The organism is Streptomyces sp. NPDC006602 (assembly GCF_042870385.1).
Lineage (GTDB): Bacteria > Actinomycetota > Actinomycetes > Streptomycetales > Streptomycetaceae > Streptomyces.
In genome coordinates this window covers 210,792-227,540 of record NZ_JBIAHG010000005.1, presented here as the reverse complement: position 1 = coordinate 227,540, position 16,749 = coordinate 210,792, and the positions used below count along the sequence as shown (strand labels likewise).

The 16,749-nt window shown below is 70.5% G+C and carries 15 protein-coding genes and 1 pseudogene; 10 read left to right on the top strand and 6 right to left on the bottom strand.

Going from position 1 to position 16,749, the window contains the following annotated elements:
* Window positions 1-100 precede the first annotated feature (100 nt).
* The 3 genes from ACFYO2_RS16110 to ACFYO2_RS16100 are packed head-to-tail and all read left to right on the top strand — an operon-like array spanning window position 101 to window position 3,485.
* Window positions 101-1,018, top strand: a complete 918-nt coding sequence (locus tag ACFYO2_RS16110; RefSeq protein WP_388348995.1) for an NTP transferase domain-containing protein — start codon at window positions 101-103, stop codon at window positions 1,016-1,018.
* Window positions 1,015-2,391, top strand: a complete 1,377-nt coding sequence (locus tag ACFYO2_RS16105) for a molybdopterin molybdotransferase MoeA (RefSeq protein WP_388348993.1) — start codon at window positions 1,015-1,017, stop codon at window positions 2,389-2,391. The genes ACFYO2_RS16110 and ACFYO2_RS16105 overlap by 4 nt, the downstream gene beginning before the upstream one ends.
* Complete coding sequence (locus ACFYO2_RS16100) at window positions 2,388-3,485, top strand: potassium channel family protein (RefSeq protein WP_388348991.1); 1,098 nt, start codon at window positions 2,388-2,390, stop codon at window positions 3,483-3,485. The genes ACFYO2_RS16105 and ACFYO2_RS16100 overlap by 4 nt, the downstream gene beginning before the upstream one ends.
* A gap of 18 nt (window positions 3,486-3,503) precedes the next feature.
* Here ACFYO2_RS16100 and ACFYO2_RS16095 read toward each other — a convergent pair whose 3' ends face one another.
* A complete protein-coding gene (locus ACFYO2_RS16095; RefSeq protein ID WP_388348989.1) occupies window positions 3,504-4,352 on the bottom strand; it encodes an ABC transporter permease in 849 nt (282 codons plus the stop codon).
* Entirely contained in the window at window positions 4,349-5,395 is a 1,047-nt protein-coding gene (locus tag ACFYO2_RS16090) for an ATP-binding cassette domain-containing protein (RefSeq protein ID WP_388348987.1), read from the bottom strand. Before ACFYO2_RS16090 ends, ACFYO2_RS16095 begins: the two co-directional genes overlap by 4 nt.
* A 268-nt stretch (window positions 5,396-5,663) precedes the next feature.
* On the opposite strand from ACFYO2_RS16090, the gene ACFYO2_RS16085 reads away from it, so the two are divergent.
* Window positions 5,664-6,644, top strand: coding sequence for an NAD(P)H-quinone oxidoreductase (locus ACFYO2_RS16085; protein ID WP_388348985.1), 981 nt, complete (start codon window positions 5,664-5,666; stop codon window positions 6,642-6,644).
* 4 nt (window positions 6,645-6,648) lie between these two features.
* Here the strand turns inward: ACFYO2_RS16085 and ACFYO2_RS16080 are convergent, their stop codons facing one another.
* Complete coding sequence (locus ACFYO2_RS16080) at window positions 6,649-6,957, bottom strand: hypothetical protein (RefSeq protein WP_388348984.1); 309 nt, start codon at window positions 6,955-6,957, stop codon at window positions 6,649-6,651.
* On the opposite strand from ACFYO2_RS16080, the gene ACFYO2_RS16075 reads away from it, so the two are divergent.
* Both ACFYO2_RS16075 and ACFYO2_RS16070 read left to right on the top strand, forming a co-directional pair.
* Entirely contained in the window at window positions 6,950-7,288 is a 339-nt protein-coding gene (locus ACFYO2_RS16075; RefSeq protein WP_388348982.1) for a hypothetical protein, read from the top strand. The genes ACFYO2_RS16080 and ACFYO2_RS16075 overlap by 8 nt on opposite strands.
* Before the next feature lie 133 nt (window positions 7,289-7,421).
* Window positions 7,422-7,976 (top strand): bacterial proteasome activator family protein, encoded by a 555-nt coding sequence (locus ACFYO2_RS16070; protein WP_388348980.1) that lies wholly within the window; start codon window positions 7,422-7,424, stop codon window positions 7,974-7,976.
* A 90-nt stretch (window positions 7,977-8,066) separates the two neighbouring features.
* Here the strand turns inward: ACFYO2_RS16070 and ACFYO2_RS16065 are convergent.
* Window positions 8,067-8,455 (bottom strand): annotated as a pseudogene (locus ACFYO2_RS16065) (protein kinase); the annotation flags it as partial.
* 334 nt (window positions 8,456-8,789) lie between these two features.
* On the opposite strand from ACFYO2_RS16065, the gene ACFYO2_RS16060 reads away from it, so the two are divergent.
* A complete protein-coding gene (locus tag ACFYO2_RS16060) occupies window positions 8,790-10,349 on the top strand; it encodes a protein kinase (protein ID WP_388348978.1) in 1,560 nt (519 codons plus the stop codon).
* A gap of 91 nt (window positions 10,350-10,440) precedes the next feature.
* Here ACFYO2_RS16060 and ACFYO2_RS16055 read toward each other — a convergent pair whose 3' ends face one another.
* Window positions 10,441-11,481: a phosphotransferase gene (locus tag ACFYO2_RS16055; protein WP_388348976.1), complete on the bottom strand. Its 1,041-nt coding sequence runs from the start codon at window positions 11,479-11,481 to the stop codon at window positions 10,441-10,443.
* 497 nt (window positions 11,482-11,978) lie between these two features.
* Here ACFYO2_RS16055 and pdhA point away from each other — a divergent pair, with 497 nt between their 5' ends.
* The 3 genes from pdhA to ACFYO2_RS16040 are packed head-to-tail and all read left to right on the top strand — an operon-like array spanning window position 11,979 to window position 15,631.
* Entirely contained in the window at window positions 11,979-13,169 is a 1,191-nt protein-coding gene (gene pdhA, locus ACFYO2_RS16050; RefSeq protein ID WP_388348974.1) for a pyruvate dehydrogenase (acetyl-transferring) E1 component subunit alpha, read from the top strand.
* A gap of 1 nt (window position 13,170) precedes the next feature.
* On the top strand, window positions 13,171-14,172 hold the full coding sequence (locus tag ACFYO2_RS16045) for an alpha-ketoacid dehydrogenase subunit beta (protein ID WP_388348972.1): 1,002 nt from the start codon (window positions 13,171-13,173) through the stop codon (window positions 14,170-14,172).
* 10 nt (window positions 14,173-14,182) lie between these two features.
* Window positions 14,183-15,631 (top strand): dihydrolipoamide acetyltransferase family protein, encoded by a 1,449-nt coding sequence (locus ACFYO2_RS16040; protein WP_388348970.1) that lies wholly within the window; start codon window positions 14,183-14,185, stop codon window positions 15,629-15,631.
* A gap of 110 nt (window positions 15,632-15,741) precedes the next feature.
* Here ACFYO2_RS16040 and ACFYO2_RS16035 read toward each other — a convergent pair whose 3' ends face one another.
* A complete protein-coding gene (locus ACFYO2_RS16035; protein ID WP_388349602.1) occupies window positions 15,742-16,644 on the bottom strand; it encodes a D-alanyl-D-alanine carboxypeptidase family protein in 903 nt (300 codons plus the stop codon).
* Window positions 16,645-16,749: the final 105 nt, after the last annotated feature.

The window sequence follows — 16,749 nt, the reverse complement described above, 5'->3', positions numbered from 1 at the left end:
CCGCACCGTCTGATCCCGCGGTGATGCGAGCGCCACCTCGCGGTGATCGCGCGGCTTCCCCCGCGTTCCCTGTGATCGCGGCGGCACGCATACTCGGGGGGTGACCGCCAACGAGCCGCCCCCCGCTGTCGCCGCGTACGACGCCGTCGTACTCGCCGGCGGTGCCGCCCGGCGGCTCGGCGGTGCCGACAAGCCCGGGGTGCGGGTGGGCGGGCGGGCGCTGCTCGACCGAGTGCTCGCCGCCTGCGCCGACGCGCGTACCACCGTCGTCGTCGCCGATCCCCGGCCGACCGAGCGGCCCGTGACCTGGGCGCGCGAGGACCCGCCCGGCGGCGGGCCGGTGGCCGCACTGGACGCCGGGCTGCGACACACCACGGCCGAGGAGGCCGTCGTACTCTCCGCCGACCTGCCGTTCCTCGGCGAGGCGACGGTACGGCGGCTGCTGACCGCCCTCCGGACGACCGGCGCCGAGGGCGTGCTGCTCACCGATGCCGACGGCCGTGACCAGCCGCTGGTGGCCGCGTACCGCGCACCCGCACTGCGCCGGGAGCTGGCCGCACTGACCACCGAGTACGGCAGCGCCACCGGGCTGCCCCTGCGCCGGCTCACCGCCGGTCTCCACCTCACCCGCGTCCCGGACCCCGTCGCGTCCTTCGACTGCGACACCTGGGACGACATCGCCGCCGCCAGGGCACGTATCAGGGAGCATGGGCACGTGTTGGATGAATGGATTTCCGCAGTCAAGGACGAGCTGGGCATCGACCTCGACGTCGACACCGGTGTGCTGCTCGACCTCGCCCGTGACGCCGCCCACGGCGTGGCGAGGCCCGCGGCACCGCTGACCACCTTCCTCGTCGGCTACGCGGCCGCGCAGGCCGGGGGAGGCCCTGACGCGGTGGCCGAGGCATCCCGCAAGGCAGCCGCCCTCGCCCTGCGCTGGGCGGACGAGGACGCCGCCGACGCCGAGCCGGACAAGGCCCCCGACGCCACGCCCGACGCCCGCCCGGACGCCGGATGACCGCCCGCGCCGCCCGGACCGCCGAGGACGCCGAGGACGCCGACGACCTCGACGTCGAGGAGGTGCTCGCCCTCGTGAAGGAAGGCAACGGCCACACCGCCGGTGATCACGTGACCGCATCCGCCCCGCAGGCCGGGGGGCACGACGCGTCCCACCAATCGGCCCCCCGCCACCGCGCCACCCCCTGGCCAGAGGCCCGCGCCATCGCCGCACGGTCCGCCACGCGCAGTGCCCACCGCGCCCCCGTCTCCGTCACCCTCGACGACGCGCTCGGCCTGACCCTGGCCGCCCCCCTCACCGCCCTCACCGACCTGCCCTCCTTCGACACCTCCGCGATGGACGGCTGGGCGGTCGCGGGACCCGGCCCCTGGGCCGTACGGAACGAGGGCGTACTCGCCGGGCACGCGGAGCCCGAGCCGCTCACCGACGGCGAGGCCGTCCGGATCGCCACCGGAGCCCGCATCCCCCTCGACACCACAGCCGTCCTGCGCAGCGAGCACGGCCGCGCCGACGACAAGGGTCACCTCCATCCGACCCGCGAGATGGCGCACGGCCAGGACATCCGCCCGCGCGGGCAGGAGTGCCGCAGCGGCGACCAGCTTCTCCCGGCCGGCACCCTCGTCACCCCCGCAGTGCTCGGCCTCGCCGCGGCCGCCGGATACGACACCCTCGCCGCCGTACCCCGCCCCCGCGTCGAAGTCCTCGTCCTGGGCGACGAGTTGCTCACCGAGGGCAAGCCGCACGACGGCATGATCCGGGACGCGCTCGGCCCGATGCTCCCGCCCTGGCTGCACGCGCTCGGCGCCGAGGTCACCGGCGTACGTCGGCTCGGCGACGACGCCAAGGCTCTCCACAAGGCGCTCACCACATCCAAGGCCGATCTGATCGTCACCACCGGAGGCACCGCCTCCGGCCCCGTCGACCACGTCCACCCCACCCTTCAACGTCTCGGCGCCGAACTCCTGGTCGACGGCGTCAAAGTGCGCCCCGGCCACCCCATGCTGCTGGCCCGAACCAAGGAGAACCAGCACCTCGTCGGCCTGCCCGGCAACCCCCTCGCGGCCGTCTCCGGTCTGCTCACGCTCGCCGAACCACTGCTGCGCACCCTCGCGGCACGCCCCGCCCCGGAGCCGTACACGCTGCCCCTGCGGGACGAGGCGCACGGGCATCCGCACGACACCCGGCTCATCCCCGTGGTCCTGCGCGGCGACCATGCCGTGCCGCTGCACTACAACGGCCCGGCGATGCTGCGGGGCATCGCCGCGGCCGACGCCCTGGCCGTCGTACCACCAGGCGGTGCGCGGCCCGGGGAGGAGGCGGAGCTGCTCGACCTGCCCTGGGCCGCAGCCGGGATCGGGGTGTGTTTCACGTGAAACTTCCGGGCCATGACGCGATCGCCCGCCAGGCGGACGAACATCTCGTGACCCATCGGGTGCTGCTCCCCCGGAAGGTGGTGGAGCATCCGTTCCGGCAGGTCGCCAAGAGGGTGCTCATGGCCTTGTTCCTGCTCATGGCCACCGCGGTGATCGTCTACGCCGAGCACGACGGCTACAACGACAACTCCGACGGCTCCGTCGACTTCCTCGACGCCTGCTACTACGCGACCGTCACCCTCTCCACCACCGGCTACGGCGACATCACCCCGGTCAGTGACGCCGCCCGGCTCACCAACATCTTCGTCATCACGCCGATGCGCGTGCTGTTCCTGATCATCCTGGTCGGCACCACGCTCGAGGTCCTCACCGAACGCACGCGTGAGGAGTGGCGACTCAACCGCTGGAGGTCCACCTTGCGCGACCACACCGTCGTCATCGGCTTCGGCACCAAGGGACGCTCGGCGATCCAGACCGTCATCGCGACGGGCCTGGAGAAGGAGCAGGTCGTCGTGGTCGATCCCAGTTCCAAGGTGATCGACGCGGCGACCGCGGACGGGTACGCGGGGGTCGTCGGGGACGCGACGCGCAGCGACGTCCTGATGCGGGCCGAGGTGCACCGGGCCCGGAAGATCATCATCGCCACCCAGCGCGACGACACGGCCGTCCTCGTGACGCTGACGGCCCGGCAGCTCAACAAGGGCGCGAAGATCGTGGCCGCGGTGCGGGAGGAGGAGAACGCCCCGCTGCTGAAGCAGTCCGGCGCCGACGCGGTGATCACCAGCGCCAGCGCCGCCGGGCGGCTCCTCGGCCTGTCCGTGCTGAGCCCGGCGGCCGGCATGGTGATGGAGGACCTGATCCAGCAGGGCAGCGGCCTCGACATCATCGAACGGCCGGTCATAAAGGCCGAGGTGGGCAAGAGCCCGAGGGAGACGCACGACCTGGTGGTGAGCGTCGTACGCGGGCACCGGGTGCTCGGATACGACGATCCGGCCGTCGGCACGCTGGAGCTGACGGACCGGCTGATCACGATCGTGCGGGCGACGCCGGGCTCGCAGATCGCGCCCGACGTCCGCCCGCTGCCCCAGAATTGATCTCGGCAACGGGTCCGGTCACTTGCGGTTGTACAGCCGCATCGTGATCGGCCCGAAGACCAGCACGAACAAGCCCGCCCAACCCAGCGACCAGGCGACCTCGTCGGTCGGCCAGTCGCCCGCCATCAGGCCGCGCACCGCCGACGCCAGATGGGTCACCGGGCTGTTGTTGACGAACGCCTGCAGCCAGCCCGGCATGGTCTTCGGGTCGACGAAGACGTTGGACAGGAAGGTCAGCGGGAAGATCACCATCATGCTGACGCCCATCACCGACTTCTCGGTGCGCAGCATCAGCCCGAACATGGTCCAGATCCACGAGAACGCGAACGAGAACACGACGAGCAGCGCGATCCCCGCGAGCACGCCGCCGACCCCGCCGTCCGGGCGGTAGCCGAGGATCATGCCGACCGTGAGCATCACGACGGACGCGATCGTGTAGCGCAGCGCGTCGCCGAGCAGATAGCCGACCATGGTCGACGGCCGCCAGATCGGCAGGCTGCGGAACCGGTCGAAGACGCCCTTCTCGATGTCGGTGTTCACCGAGACGCCGGTGTACATCGTGATCATCACGACCGACATCACCAGGATGCCCGGCAGCAGGAACTGGATGTACTCCTTCGGGGACCCGGCCAGAGCGCCCCCGAACAGGTACGTGTACATCAGCACCATCATGATCGGGAACGCCGTGACGTCGAAGAGCTGCTCCGGCACGTGCTTGATCTTGAGGACGGCCCGCCAGCCGAAGGTCAGCGAGGCCGACAGGGCGCTCGGGCGCGGCGGCCGCTCCCCGGTGACGAGCAGCGCGGCGAGCGATTCGGCGCTGACGGGGGCGAAGTCCTTGGGCTCCGTGGTCGTCGCGGTGCTCATGCCGCCACCTCGTCCTTCGAGTCGTCAGAGTCGTTGGAGTCATTCGAGTCGTTGGAGTTCTTCGCGTCGTGGGTGTCATGTCCAGTGAGGGCGAGGAAGACCTCGTCCAGGCTGGGCTGGCCCAGGGAGAAGTTGTCGACGACGACGCCGGTGCGAGCCAGCTCGGCGAGCGCGCGGGCCGCCTGCTCGGCAGCGCCCTGCCCGTTCGCCGCCCCGCCCCCGACGCGGGCCGTCAGCGCCACCGGGTCGGGCTCCAGCTGCACGTCCGCGTCCAGAGTCAGCCGCAGCACCTCCTCGGCCTGCGGCCGCTGCTCGGGGTCCCGCAGTCGCAGATGTACGGAACCGGCGCCCACGGACGCCTTCAGCTCGCCCTTGGTGCCCTCGGCGATCACCTTGCCCTGGTCGATGACCGCGATCCGGGACGCCAGCTGGTCGGCCTCGTCCAGATACTGCGTGGTCAGCAGCACGGTGGTGCCCTGGGCGACGACCGCGCGCACGATGTCCCAGACCTGGTTGCGGCTGCGCGGGTCCAGGCCGGTCGTCGGTTCGTCCAGGAACAGCAGCTCGGGTGTGTTGAGGATGGAGGCGGCGATGTCGATACGGCGCCGCATGCCGCCCGAGTAGTGCTTGACCTGCTTTCCGGCAGCGTCGGTGAGGCCGAAGGCCTCCAGCAGCTGCGCGGCACGCTCCCGCGCGGCCTTCTTGTGGTGACCGAGCAGCCTGCCCAGCAGGACCAGGTTCTCGGTGCCGGTGAGGTCCTCGTCCACGGACGCGTACTGGCCGGTGAGGCTGACCCGGCCACGCACCTCGTCGGCGTCCCGTACGACGTCGTGCCCGAAGACATGGGCCTCCCCGCCATCCGGCCGGAGCAGCGTGGCGAGGATCTTCACCGTGGTCGTCTTTCCGGCGCCGTTCGGGCCGAGGACTCCGTAGACGGTGCCGGCCGGCACCGCGAGGTCGACTCCGTCGACGGCCCGGGTCTCGCCGAACGTCTTCACCAGGCCTGCGGTCTCAATGGCCAGGCCGGACGTGTGCTGGCTCATGGTCGGGTGTCCTTCCGCGCACTTGGGTTACGCATGAGAAGACCTTTACGGTCGCGCGAACTCATCGGTCGCGCACAGCGAATTTCCGGGGGATCGGTCGAAGGACCGACGAAGGTCAGCCCACGGACCGATGAGGATCCGCCCAGGGACCGAAGCGGGTCCGTGCAAGGACTGAACTGGGTCCGTGCAAGGACCGAAGGGGGCCGTCCAAGGACCGACCGAAGACCGACGAGGGTCCAACCGAGGACCGGCGGGTAGCGTCCCCCTCATGCATGCGATCACGATTCCCGAACCTGGTGGGCCCGAGGCGCTGGTGTGGGACGAGGTCCCGGATCCCGTGCCCGGCGAGGGCGAGGTGCTGGTCGAGGTGGTGGCCAGTGCCGTCAACCGCGCCGACATCCTGCAGCGGCAGGGCTTCTACGACCCGCCGCCCGGCGCCTCCCCCTACCCCGGCCTGGAATGTTCCGGACGGATCGCCGAGATCGGCCCCGGCGTCTCCGGCTGGGCTGTCGGCGACGAGGTGTGCGCGTTGCTCGGGGGTGGTGGTTACGCCGAGAAGGTCGCCGTCCCGGCCGGCCAGGTGCTGACCGTGCCCAAGGGCATGGACCTCAAGCAGGCCGCGGCGCTTCCCGAGGTGGTGTCCACGGTCTGGTCGAACGTCTTCATGATCGCTCACCTCCGCCCCGGCGAGACCCTGCTCGTGCACGGCGGTTCCAGCGGCATCGGCACCATGGCGATCCAGCTCGCCAAGGCCGTCGGCGCCAAGGTCGCCGTCACGGCCGGTACCAAGGAGAAGCTGGAGCGCTGTGCCGAGCTGGGCGCCGACATCCTGGTCAACTACCGCGAGCAGGACTTCGTCGCGGAGGTGGAGGAGGCCACCGACGGGGCCGGCGCCGACGTCATCCTCGACAACATGGGCGCCAAATACCTCGACCGCAACGTCAGGGCCCTCGCCGTCAACGGCCGGCTCGCGATCATCGGCATGCAGGGCGGCATCAAGGCCGAGTTGAACATCGGCGCGCTCCTGCGCAAGCGCGCCGCGATCAGCGCGACCTCCCTGCGCGCTCGCCCGCGGGAGGAGAAGGCGGCGATCGTCGCGGCCGTACGCGAGCACGTGTGGCCGCTGCTCGACGCCGGTCACGTACGCCCGATCGTCGACCGCGAGCTCCCCATGAGCGACGCCGCCGCCGCGCACCGGGTCGTGGAGGAGAGCGGTCACATCGGAAAGGTCCTGCTCGTCACGCCGTAGGACCTCAGGAGGCTGCCCGCCGCACCCGGAGCGCCACGAAGGCGAGCCCCAGCCCGAGCCCGACGAGGATCAGCCCGCCGCCGAGGAGCATGATCCGCAGTCTGGGATCGGCGGGGCGGGCGACGGTCTCCTTCGCGTGCCGCGGCGGGTTCGCTCGGGGTACGACCGCGGTCTTCCGCGGCGGTTCCGGTACGACGGTGAGGTCGCCGTCAGTCCCGCCGTCGAGGTCGGTGTCCGCGCCCTCGTCGGTGTCCGCGCCCTCGTCGGCGTCCGCCGCGCCCTCGTCCTGCGGCACCGCCGCTTCCGTGTCCACCGGTTCCGCCTCCTCCGCTTCCTCCCGCCGCCCCGGCCGCTGTCGCCCCTCGCCCGGGCGGCTCCCGGCCCGGGAGGGCTCGGTGGAGGCGGAGGCAGAGGCAGAGGCGGACCTGGGGGCGGAGGCGGACTCAGGGGCGGAGGCGGAGGCGGACGCAGGGGCGGACGCGGCCCTGGAGGCGGAAGGGGAGGGGGCCACCGCGTACGCCCACTCACCCCCGTACGACCGTCCACCACCCCCGTACGGCAGCACGACCACCCCCGCGCCCACGACGATCAGCACCCCCGTCACGCGCAGCGATCGCAGCCATGAAGTCACGGAACGAGCCTGACATTCTCTAATAATCCCGGCATTTCAGGTTGCTCCAGAGGATCGATGTCAAGGCCGATGCGTCCTAAACGGTGGATCAGCCTTTTCCGGGGGCACCACGCTGATGAGGTGTACGGGTACGAGAGAATGGCGGCATGGAGATGCCGAGGAACGAACGGTCGCCGGAGAATCCCCAGATCCTGGTCGTTGGCCAGGACGGGATGGCTCTCGGCGGTGGAGGAGACGAGGACTCCCGCGAGGTTCCCGTGACGGAGATGGTCGAGCAGCCGGCGAAGGTCATGCGGATCGGAAGCATGATCAAGCAGCTCCTCGAAGAGGTGCGCGCGGCTCCCCTGGACGAGGCGAGCCGGGTCCGGCTCAAGGAGATCCACTCCAGCTCGGTGAAGGAGCTGGAGGACGGTCTGGCCCCGGAACTCGTCGAGGAGCTGGAGCGGCTGTCCCTGCCCTTCGCGGACGAAGCCACCCCGAGCGACGCGGAACTGCGGATCGCGCAGGCCCAGTTGGTCGGCTGGCTGGAGGGGCTCTTCCACGGGATCCAGACCACCCTGTTCGCCCAGCAGATGGCCGCGCGCGCCCAGTTGGAGCAGATGCGCCGCGCCCTCCCGCCGGGCGTCGGTGGCCACGAGGAGGGCGACGACCTGCGTACGGGTGGCCGTTCGGCCGGCCGTTCGGGCGGCCCGTACCTGTAAGCCCGAACCGGACCACGGCCGAAACGGGCCCGGCAGCCCAAGCTGCCGGGCCTTTTCACGTCACGCCGGCGGGATGCCCGTGGAGACGGTCTTCAGGGCCTTGTCGGCGGATATCGCGCCGTACTGCCGTACGTCCGCGTTCAGCACCCAGCCGAGCGGCCGGCCCTCGACGTGCTCCATGACGATGTACGGCATCGTCGAGCCGTCCAGCTCGTCCTCGCCGGTGTCGAAGACGGAGACGATGTTGGTGTGCGTGAGCTTGGCCACGGTCTGGGTCTCACGAAGGAGCGCTCGCGGAAGGCCTGTTCGCGGCCCAGCACGGTGTGCAGGGTCTTGACCGCGACCTGCCGGTCGAGCACGGCGTCGTAGGCGAGGTGCACCGAGGCCATGCCGCCTTCGCCGAGCTGGTCGCGCAGCTGATGGCGGCCGCCGGCGAGTGCTCGCTCCGCGTACCGGCCCAGTGCGCCGACCTGGCGCATGTCTCTGCGTCCCCCGTAGGCCTTCAGGCGCCGTGCGTGCCATCGATCCAGAGCGCTGTTCCCGGCCAAGTCTGCCGGAGGGCACTGACACGTCCAGCGCGGTGCCCGTTCCGTGGCCGTACGCGAAAGAAAGGTCCCGCAAGCGTTACAGCGGGCGTACGGCCGGTACACAGAATTTGCACGCCTGCACGGATTCGAGGTTTGATGGCCGGTCCGTCTCGGGCCGGTTCCCGGGGTATTCCCGGATCGGCGGCTTGCGCTGAGGCTGTAGCGTGGCCGACGGAGACCGTAACAACACCGCGCGCACCGCGGGCAGAAACGACGGCGAGGACTGATGGCACAGCAGCAGCGCGCTCAGGGCCCGTCCGACCCCGAGGCGACTGGCGGCGGAATGTCAGATGCGCCGGAACTGTGGGGTAACGGCGGACTGGTCGGGGACGGCCGATATCGGCTGACCCGCAGACTCGGCCGGGGCGGCATGGCCGAGGTCTTCGCGGCCGAGGACGTGCGCCTCGGACGCACCGTGGCGGTCAAGCTGCTGCGCGCCGATCTTGCCGAGGACCCGGTCTCCAAGGCGCGCTTCACGCGCGAGGCCCAGTCGGTCGCCGGGCTCAACCACCACGCGATCGTCGCCGTGTACGACTCCGGCGAGGACTTCGTGGGCGGCCAGTCCGTGCCGTACATCGTGATGGAGATCGTCGAGGGGCGCACGATCCGCGACCTGCTCCTCAACGCCGAGGCGCCGGGCCCCGAACAGGCCCTGATCATCGTCTCCGGCGTCCTGGAAGCGCTTGCCTATTCGCACCAGCACGGCATCGTGCACCGCGACATCAAGCCGGCCAACGTCATCATCACCGAGAACGGTGCCGTGAAGGTGATGGACTTCGGCATCGCCCGCGCCCTGCACGGCGCGTCCACGACGATGACTCAAACCGGCATGGTCATGGGCACCCCGCAGTACCTCTCCCCGGAGCAGGCCCTCGGCAAGGCCGTCGACCACCGTTCCGACCTGTACGCCACGGGCTGCCTCCTCTACGAACTCCTCGCGCTGCGCCCGCCGTTCACCGGCGAGACCCCGCTGTCGGTCGTCTACCAGCACGTCCAGGACATCCCGACGCCTCCGTCCGAGGTCTCCGACGCGGTCCCGCCGGAGCTCGACGGTCTTGTCATGCGCTCGCTCGCCAAGGAGCCGGACGACCGGTTCCAGACGGCCGAGGAGATGCGCGGGCTGATCCAGTACGGCCTGCAGATGCTGTACGAGCAGGGCGGCCATACCGGCACCTGGAACACCGGGCCCGTCAATGTGCACGACGGCCGGCAGACCCCGGCGGCGGGCTTCGCGAGCACCAGCGTGCTGCCGCACCCCGGCGACTCCTCCGGCACCACGCAGATCCCGCAGCCGATCCTGCCCGGCGGCTACGGCGGCGGGGACGACGGCGGCTTCGAGGGGCACGGCAACAGGGGCAGCGGCCGCGGCAAGCTGTGGATCCTCGCCGTCCTCGCGGTGATCGCCATCGCGGCGGGCGTCGCGCTCGCGCTCAACGGCGGTGACGGGAACGGTGACGGCACCGGCACCACGAAGTCGCCGACCACCTCGCAGACCACCGACGACCGGACGACCAGCGAGACGCCGAGCGACGACACGAGCGAGCAGCCCACGGACACGTCGACGGACGACGGCACGAGTTCGGGCGGTTCGGGTTACACGCCGTCGTACACACCGTCGTACACGCCCTCGTACACGCCTTCGCCATCGGCGACGCAGCCCACCGAGACGGCGACGGAGCCGACGGACTCGGCCGAGCCGACCGAGACGGCGCCGCAGCCCTCGGACACGCCTGAACCGACGGACACCGCTGGGGGCGACACTGTGGGTGGCGTAGACGGCACCTGATCGACCTGCACCGACCGCACACCCCGCACGCGCGCCTGGGACCCGGAAACGGGCTCCACGCGCGCGTGCCTGTCGGGGACCCCAAAGCGGCTCAGTCCGCGAACGCGTCGCACACCGCGTCGTACTCCCGCGTCCACCACACCGCGAGTGCCGAGGCCGCCGGGAACTGGGGGTCGGCGCGGGTGTCGCCGCGCTCGTAGTGCCAGCGCAGCATCCAGAAGTCGTTGAGGCGCTCCCACCACACGCGGTGCACGGCCGCCGCCAGTTCGGACGGCGTGGCGCCGGCCGTACGCCGGTACGCGCGCGCGTAGGACCGTACCTTCGGCAGGTCGAGCGCCCCCGCGGGCCGTACGAAGAAGATCGCGGCGGCGCGTACGGCCTCTTCCGCACGAGGCTTCACGCCGAGCCGGTCCCAGTCGACGATCGCGGCGGGGGCGTCCCCCTTGTAGAGCAGGTTGAACGGGTGGAAGTCGCCGTGCACCCAGCCCACCGAACCGCCGCGCGGCGGACGCCGGTCGGCATGCTGCTCGAGGAGCGCGCGCCGTTCCAGGAGTCGGTGGCGGGCCAGTTCGTCGAAGGAGTCGGCGGGGCGATGGCGGCGTACGCGCGCGAGCAGGTCGTCGATGAGGGCGAAGGTGTCGGCGGGGTCGGGACTGGTGGCCGATCCCGCCGGCTCCACGGTCTCGGCCGCCTCCGACGATTGCGCGCGTGCCCGCGCCTGCGTCTGCATCACGCGCTCCAGGCTCGCGTGCACCATCCCCAGAAGCGCTCCGAGCCGTCCGCACTGGGCGCTGGTGAGCTGGCCGCCATGGCGGTGCCGGCCGTCGATCCAGGGGTGCAGGGCGTAGGCGTGGCCGCCGACGACGGCGACCGTGCGCCCGTCGCGGCCGGTCAGCGGGGGTGCGACCGGGACGCCCAGGTCCGCCAGGCGCTGGGTCGCCCGATGCTGGCGGGCGATCGCGGCGGGGTCGGCGGTCTCGGGGTCGAAGTGGTGCTTGAGGAAGTAGCGGCCGCGGGTCGTGCAGAGCCGGTAGCCGCGGTTGAGCAGCCCCTGGTCGACGGGCACGCAGGTGAGGGCGGACCCGGCGGCGTACTGGCGGAGAAGGGCGCCCAGCGGGGGCGCGTGGGGCATGCGGGGTGGTACACAAGAGCGCGGCACGCTGCCCGATGCTAGGGCACGAATCAGGCCGCCTGATCTGGGAGTTGTCACAGATAGTCGCTTTCGATCACGGCATGTGCCCGAAGCGGCTTCCAGGTCACCGTCCAGGAGTCGTACGTCGAGGAACGCGACGTTGGGCCGGATGGCTGGCATCCGCATGAGGGCGTCAGCTCTTCCCGTGACCTGGGTCACCGAGATAACGTGCCGTTGTTCCGGCCCCCTGCAAGGCTGTGACCAGGCACTGTTCCCGAATTCTCGGTTTTACTTGGAAATCCAAGCAAAATCGCAGGTCAGAAGGGGTTTCACAGAAATGTGGAGCACTGGGTAACGTGCCTACTGCAGGGCGCTCGCCGGGGCACCTGTCACGCCTGTCCCGAACGAGCCGCACCCACCCCGTGCGTCCGGAGGGCACAGGTGAGCCGTACTGGCACCCGGCGAACCCGGGTAGCCGGACCGACGGAGGAGCACACGTGACCGTGGAGAGCACTGCCCCGCGCACACCGCGACGCAGCGCAGGTACGACCGGTGCGAAAAGCACGGCCGGTAAGCGCCCGACCGCAAAGAAATCGCCAAGCGGCGAGCCCGAACTCGTTCAGTTGCTGACGCCCGAGGGCAAGCGCGTCAAGAGCGCCGCGTACGACAAGTTCGTCGCCGGCATCACCCCCGACGAGCTCCGTGGTCTGTACCGCGACATGGTGCTCACCCGCCGCTTCGACGCCGAGGCCACCTCCCTGCAGCGCCAGGGCGAGCTGGGCCTGTGGGCGTCGCTGCTCGGCCAGGAGGCCGCACAGATCGGCTCCGGCCGTGCCCTGCGCGACGACGACTACGTCTTCCCCACCTACCGCGAGCACGGCGTCGCCTGGTGCCGCGGGGTGGACCCGGCCAACCTGCTCGGCATGTTCCGCGGCGTGAACAACGGCGGCTGGGACCCGAACAGCAACAACTTCCACCTCTACACGATCGTCATCGGCTCGCAGACCCTGCACGCCACCGGCTACGCGATGGGCGTGGCCAAGGACGGCGCGGACTCGGCGGTCATCGCCTACTTCGGCGACGGCGCCTCCAGCCAGGGCGACGTCGCGGAGTCCTTCACCTTCTCCGCGGTCTACAACGCCCCCGTGGTGTTCTTCTGCCAGAACAACCAGTGGGCGATCTCCGAGCCCACCGAGAAGCAGACCCGCGTCCCGCTCTATCAGCGGGCACAGGGCTACGGCTTCCCGGGCGTCCGCGTCGACGGCAACGACGTACTGGCGTGCCTGGCCGTCACCAAGTGGGCGCTGGAGCGCGCCCGCAGCGGCGAGGGCCCGACGCTCGTCGAGGCGTACACCTACCGCATGGGCGCCCACACCACCTCCGACGACCCCACCCGTTACCGGCACGACGACGAGCGGGCCGCCTGGGAGGCGAAGGACCCGATCCTGCGCCTTCGCCGTTTCCTGGAAGCCTCAAACCACGCGGACGAGGGATTCTTCGCGGAACTCGAGGACGAGAGCGAGGCGTTGGGCAGGCGAGTGCGCGAAGCGGTCCGTGGCATGCCGGACCCGGACCACTTCGCCATGTTCGAGCACGCGTACGCGGACGGACATGCGCTGGTGGACGAGGAGCGGGCGCAGTTCGCCGCCTACCAGGCGTCGTTCGCCGACGAAGAGGGGGGTAACTGAGATGGCCGAGACGATGGCTTCGCAGCCGGTCAAGAGCATGGCGCTGGCGAAGGCGATCAACGAATCGCTGCGCACGGCCCTGGACACGGACCCCAAGGTCCTCGTCATGGGCGAGGACGTCGGCAAGCTCGGCGGCGTCTTCCGCGTGACGGACGGCCTGCAGAAGGACTTCGGCGAGAGCCGGGTCATCGACACCCCGCTCGCCGAGTCGGGCATCGTCGGCACGGCGATCGGCCTCGCCCTGCGCGGCTACCGCCCGGTGGTGGAGATCCAGTTCGACGGCTTCGTCTTCCCGGCCTACGACCAGATCGTCACGCAGCTCGCGAAGATGCACGCGCGCTCGCTGGGCAAGGTCAAGATGCCGGTCGTCGTCCGGATCCCGTACGGCGGCGGCATCGGCGCGGTGGAGCACCACTCGGAGTCCCCGGAGGCGCTGTTCGCGCACGTGGCGGGCCTGAAGGTGGTCTCCCCGTCGAACCCGTCGGACGCCTACTGGATGATGCAGCAGGCCATCCAGAGCGACGACCCGGTGATCTTCTTCGAGCCCAAGCGCCGCTACTGGGACAAGGGCGAGGTGAACACGGAGGCGATCCCCGGCCCGCTGCACAAGGCACAGGTCGTCCGCGAGGGCACGGACCTCACCCTCGCCGCCTACGGCCCGATGGTGAAGCTCTGCAAGGAGGTCGCCGACGCGGCCGCCGAGGAGGGCAGGTCCCTGGAGGTGCTGGACCTGCGCTCGGTGTCCCCCCTGGACTTCGACTCCATCCAGACCTCGGTGGAGAAGACCCGCCGCCTGGTGGTGGTCCATGAGGCGCCGGTGTTCTTCGGCTCGGGCGCGGAGATCGCCGCCCGGATCACCGAGCGCTGCTTCTACCACCTGGAAGCCCCGGTGCTGAGGGTCGGCGGCTACCACGCCCCGTATCCGCCGGCCCGCCTGGAGGAGGAGTACCTGCCGGGCCTGGACCGGGTACTCGACGCCGTCGACCGTGCCCTGGCGTACTGAGGAGAGGGTCGTGACGACGATGACGGAAGCTTCCGTACGCGAGTTCAAGATGCCGGACGTGGGCGAAGGGCTCACCGAGGCCGAGATCCTCAAGTGGTACGTCCAGCCCGGCGACACGGTCACCGACGGCCAGGTGGTGTGCGAGGTCGAGACGGCGAAGGCGGCGGTGGAACTGCCGATCCCCTACGACGGAGTCGTACGGGAACTGCATTTCGCCGAAGGCACCACGGTGGACGTGGGCACGTCGATCATCGCGGTGGACGTGTCGGGCGGGGGCGCGACTCCCGCGGAGGCGTCGGCGCCGACCCCCGCGGAGACGAAGCCCGAGGAGGCGAAGTCGGTGGGCTCCGGCCGCCAGCCGGTCCTCGTCGGGTACGGCGTGGCGACCTCCTCCACCAAGCGCCGCCCACGCAAGGGCCCGGAGATCCCGGCCCAGGAGGCGTCGACGGCGATCCAGGCGGAGCTGAACGGGCACGGTGCCGACACCGGGACCGGTGCCGCCGTCAAGTCCCGCCCTCTCGCCAAGCCGCCGGTGCGCAAGCTGGCGAAGGACCTGGGCGTGGATCTGGCGACCGTCGTACCGTCCGGCCCGGACGGCATCATCACGCGGGAGGACGTGCACGCGGCGGCGGCACCGGCGTCCGAGCCGACGATCCAGGCCCCGGTCACGGCACCGGCAACCGCGCCCACCGCGCTCTCCGCGCTCGCGGCAGCGCCCGCCCCTGTGGGTGTGGCGACGTACGACGCGGCCCGTGAGACCCGCATCCCGGTGAAGGGCGTCCGCAAGGCCACGGCCGCGGCGATGATCGGCTCGGCCTTCACCGCCCCGCATGTCACGGAGTTCGTGACGGTCGACGTGACCCGCACGATGAAGCTGGTCGAGGAGATCAAGCGGGCTCCCGAGAAACACGAGATGCAGGGCCTGCGCGTCAACCCGCTGCTCCTGGTTGCCAAGGCCCTGCTGGTCGCGATCAGGCGCAACCCGGACATCAACGCGTCCTGGGACGAGGCCAACCAGGAGATCGTGCTCAAGCACTACGTCAACCTGGGCATCGCGGCCGCGACCCCGCGCGGCCTGCTCGTGCCGAACATCAAGGACGCCCACGCCAAGACCCTGCCGCAACTGGCCGAGTCCCTGGGCGAGCTGGTGTCGACGGCGAGAGAAGGCAAGACGTCCCCCGCCGATATGCAGGGCGGCACCGTGACCATCACCAACGTCGGCGTCTTCGGCGTCGACACGGGCACGCCGATCCTCAACCCGGGCGAGTCCGCGATCCTCGCGGTCGGCGCGATCAAGCTCCAGCCATGGGTCCACAAGGGCAAGGTGAAGCCCCGCCAGGTCACCACATTGGCGCTGTCCTTCGACCACCGTCTGGTGGACGGGGAGTTGGGCTCGAAGGTGCTGGCGGACGTGGCCGCGATCCTGGAACAGCCGAAGCGGCTGATCACCTGGGCGTAGGGGGCGAAGGCCGGTCCCCGGACCTGTCACGGCCGACATGGTGAAGGGCCCTCCGCCGTCCGGCGGAGGGCCCTTCACTCACAGGTGCCGGCTGGTCGACGAAGGTCGGATCAGCCGAGCCTGGCGAAGCCGTAGTTGAGCAGCTTCGTCGCGTCCGTCGCGCGCTGGCTGGCGCTCGTGGAGGCTAGGACGGTGCCGATGACTGTCTTGCCGTTACGGGTGGCGGCGAAGACGAGGCAGTACCCGGCCTCGGAGCCTGAGCCGGTCTTGACACCGATCGTGCCGCTGTAGCTGCTGAGGAGGGTGTTGGTGTTCGTCCACGTCGGCATGGTGCGGGTGCTGCCGGTCTTGGTGATCGTCTTGGCGGTGTACGACTTGGTCTTGACGACCGTGCGGAACGTGGAGTTCTTCATCGCGCTGCTGGCGAGCTTCGTCAGGTCCTTCGGCGTCGAGTAGTTGGCGCCGTTGCCGATGCCGTCGAACGAGTCGAAGTGCGTGTTCGTCAGGCCGAGGTTCTTCGCCTGGGTGTTCATCTTGCTGATGAACGACTTCACGCGCGCCGAACGCGTCGTGCCCGAGCCGAACTTGTCGGCGAGCGCGTACGCGGCGTCGCAACCGGACGGCAGCATCAGCCCGTACAGCAGCTGGCGGACGGTGACCTTGTCGCCGACGATCAGGCGGGCCGAGGAGGCGCCCTTCGACACGATGTAGTCGCTGTACGCCTTCTGGATCGTGACCTTGGCGTCGAGGTTGAGGTTCGACTGCGCCAGCACGACCTTGGCGGTCATGATCTTCGTGGTGGAGCCGGTGGAGCGCTTGGTGTTCGCGTACTTGCCGTACAGCCCCGCGCCGTTCGCGTTGTTCATCACGTAGCCGCCCTTGGCGACGATCGTGGGCGCGGTGACGGCCTGCGCGGGTGCCGCGGCGAGGGCTCCGGACGCGAGCATGGCGCCTGCGGTCACGGTGACGGCGGCGGCTCGGCGGAAGCGGACAACCTGGAAGCCGTCCTTGATGACGGTTATCAACTGAGATACCCCGATTGTGTCGAATGCCCCTGAAGGTGCGGCCGAGTTGGGTGTGCGAAGAAGGTGGGGCCGCAGGTGTGTGACTCGTAACTA

What these genes read in the sequence shown, in the direction of transcription:
- ACFYO2_RS16105 (WP_388348993.1), top strand. Translation starts at nt 1,015, where the DNA reads ATGACCGCCCGCGCCGCCCGGACCGCCGAGGACGCCGAGGACGCCGAC.
- ACFYO2_RS16095 (WP_388348989.1), bottom strand. Translation starts at nt 4,352, where the DNA reads ATGAGCACCGCGACGACCACGGAGCCCAAGGACTTCGCCCCCGTCAGC.
- ACFYO2_RS16090 (WP_388348987.1), bottom strand. Translation starts at nt 5,395, where the DNA reads ATGAGCCAGCACACGTCCGGCCTGGCCATTGAGACCGCAGGCCTGGTG.
- ACFYO2_RS16085 (WP_388348985.1), top strand. Translation starts at nt 5,664, where the DNA reads ATGCATGCGATCACGATTCCCGAACCTGGTGGGCCCGAGGCGCTGGTG.
- ACFYO2_RS16070 (WP_388348980.1), top strand. Translation starts at nt 7,422, where the DNA reads ATGGAGATGCCGAGGAACGAACGGTCGCCGGAGAATCCCCAGATCCTG.
- ACFYO2_RS16060 (WP_388348978.1), top strand. Translation starts at nt 8,790, where the DNA reads ATGGCACAGCAGCAGCGCGCTCAGGGCCCGTCCGACCCCGAGGCGACT.
- ACFYO2_RS16055 (WP_388348976.1), bottom strand. Translation starts at nt 11,481, where the DNA reads ATGCCCCACGCGCCCCCGCTGGGCGCCCTTCTCCGCCAGTACGCCGCC.
- ACFYO2_RS16045 (WP_388348972.1), top strand. Translation starts at nt 13,171, where the DNA reads ATGGCCGAGACGATGGCTTCGCAGCCGGTCAAGAGCATGGCGCTGGCG.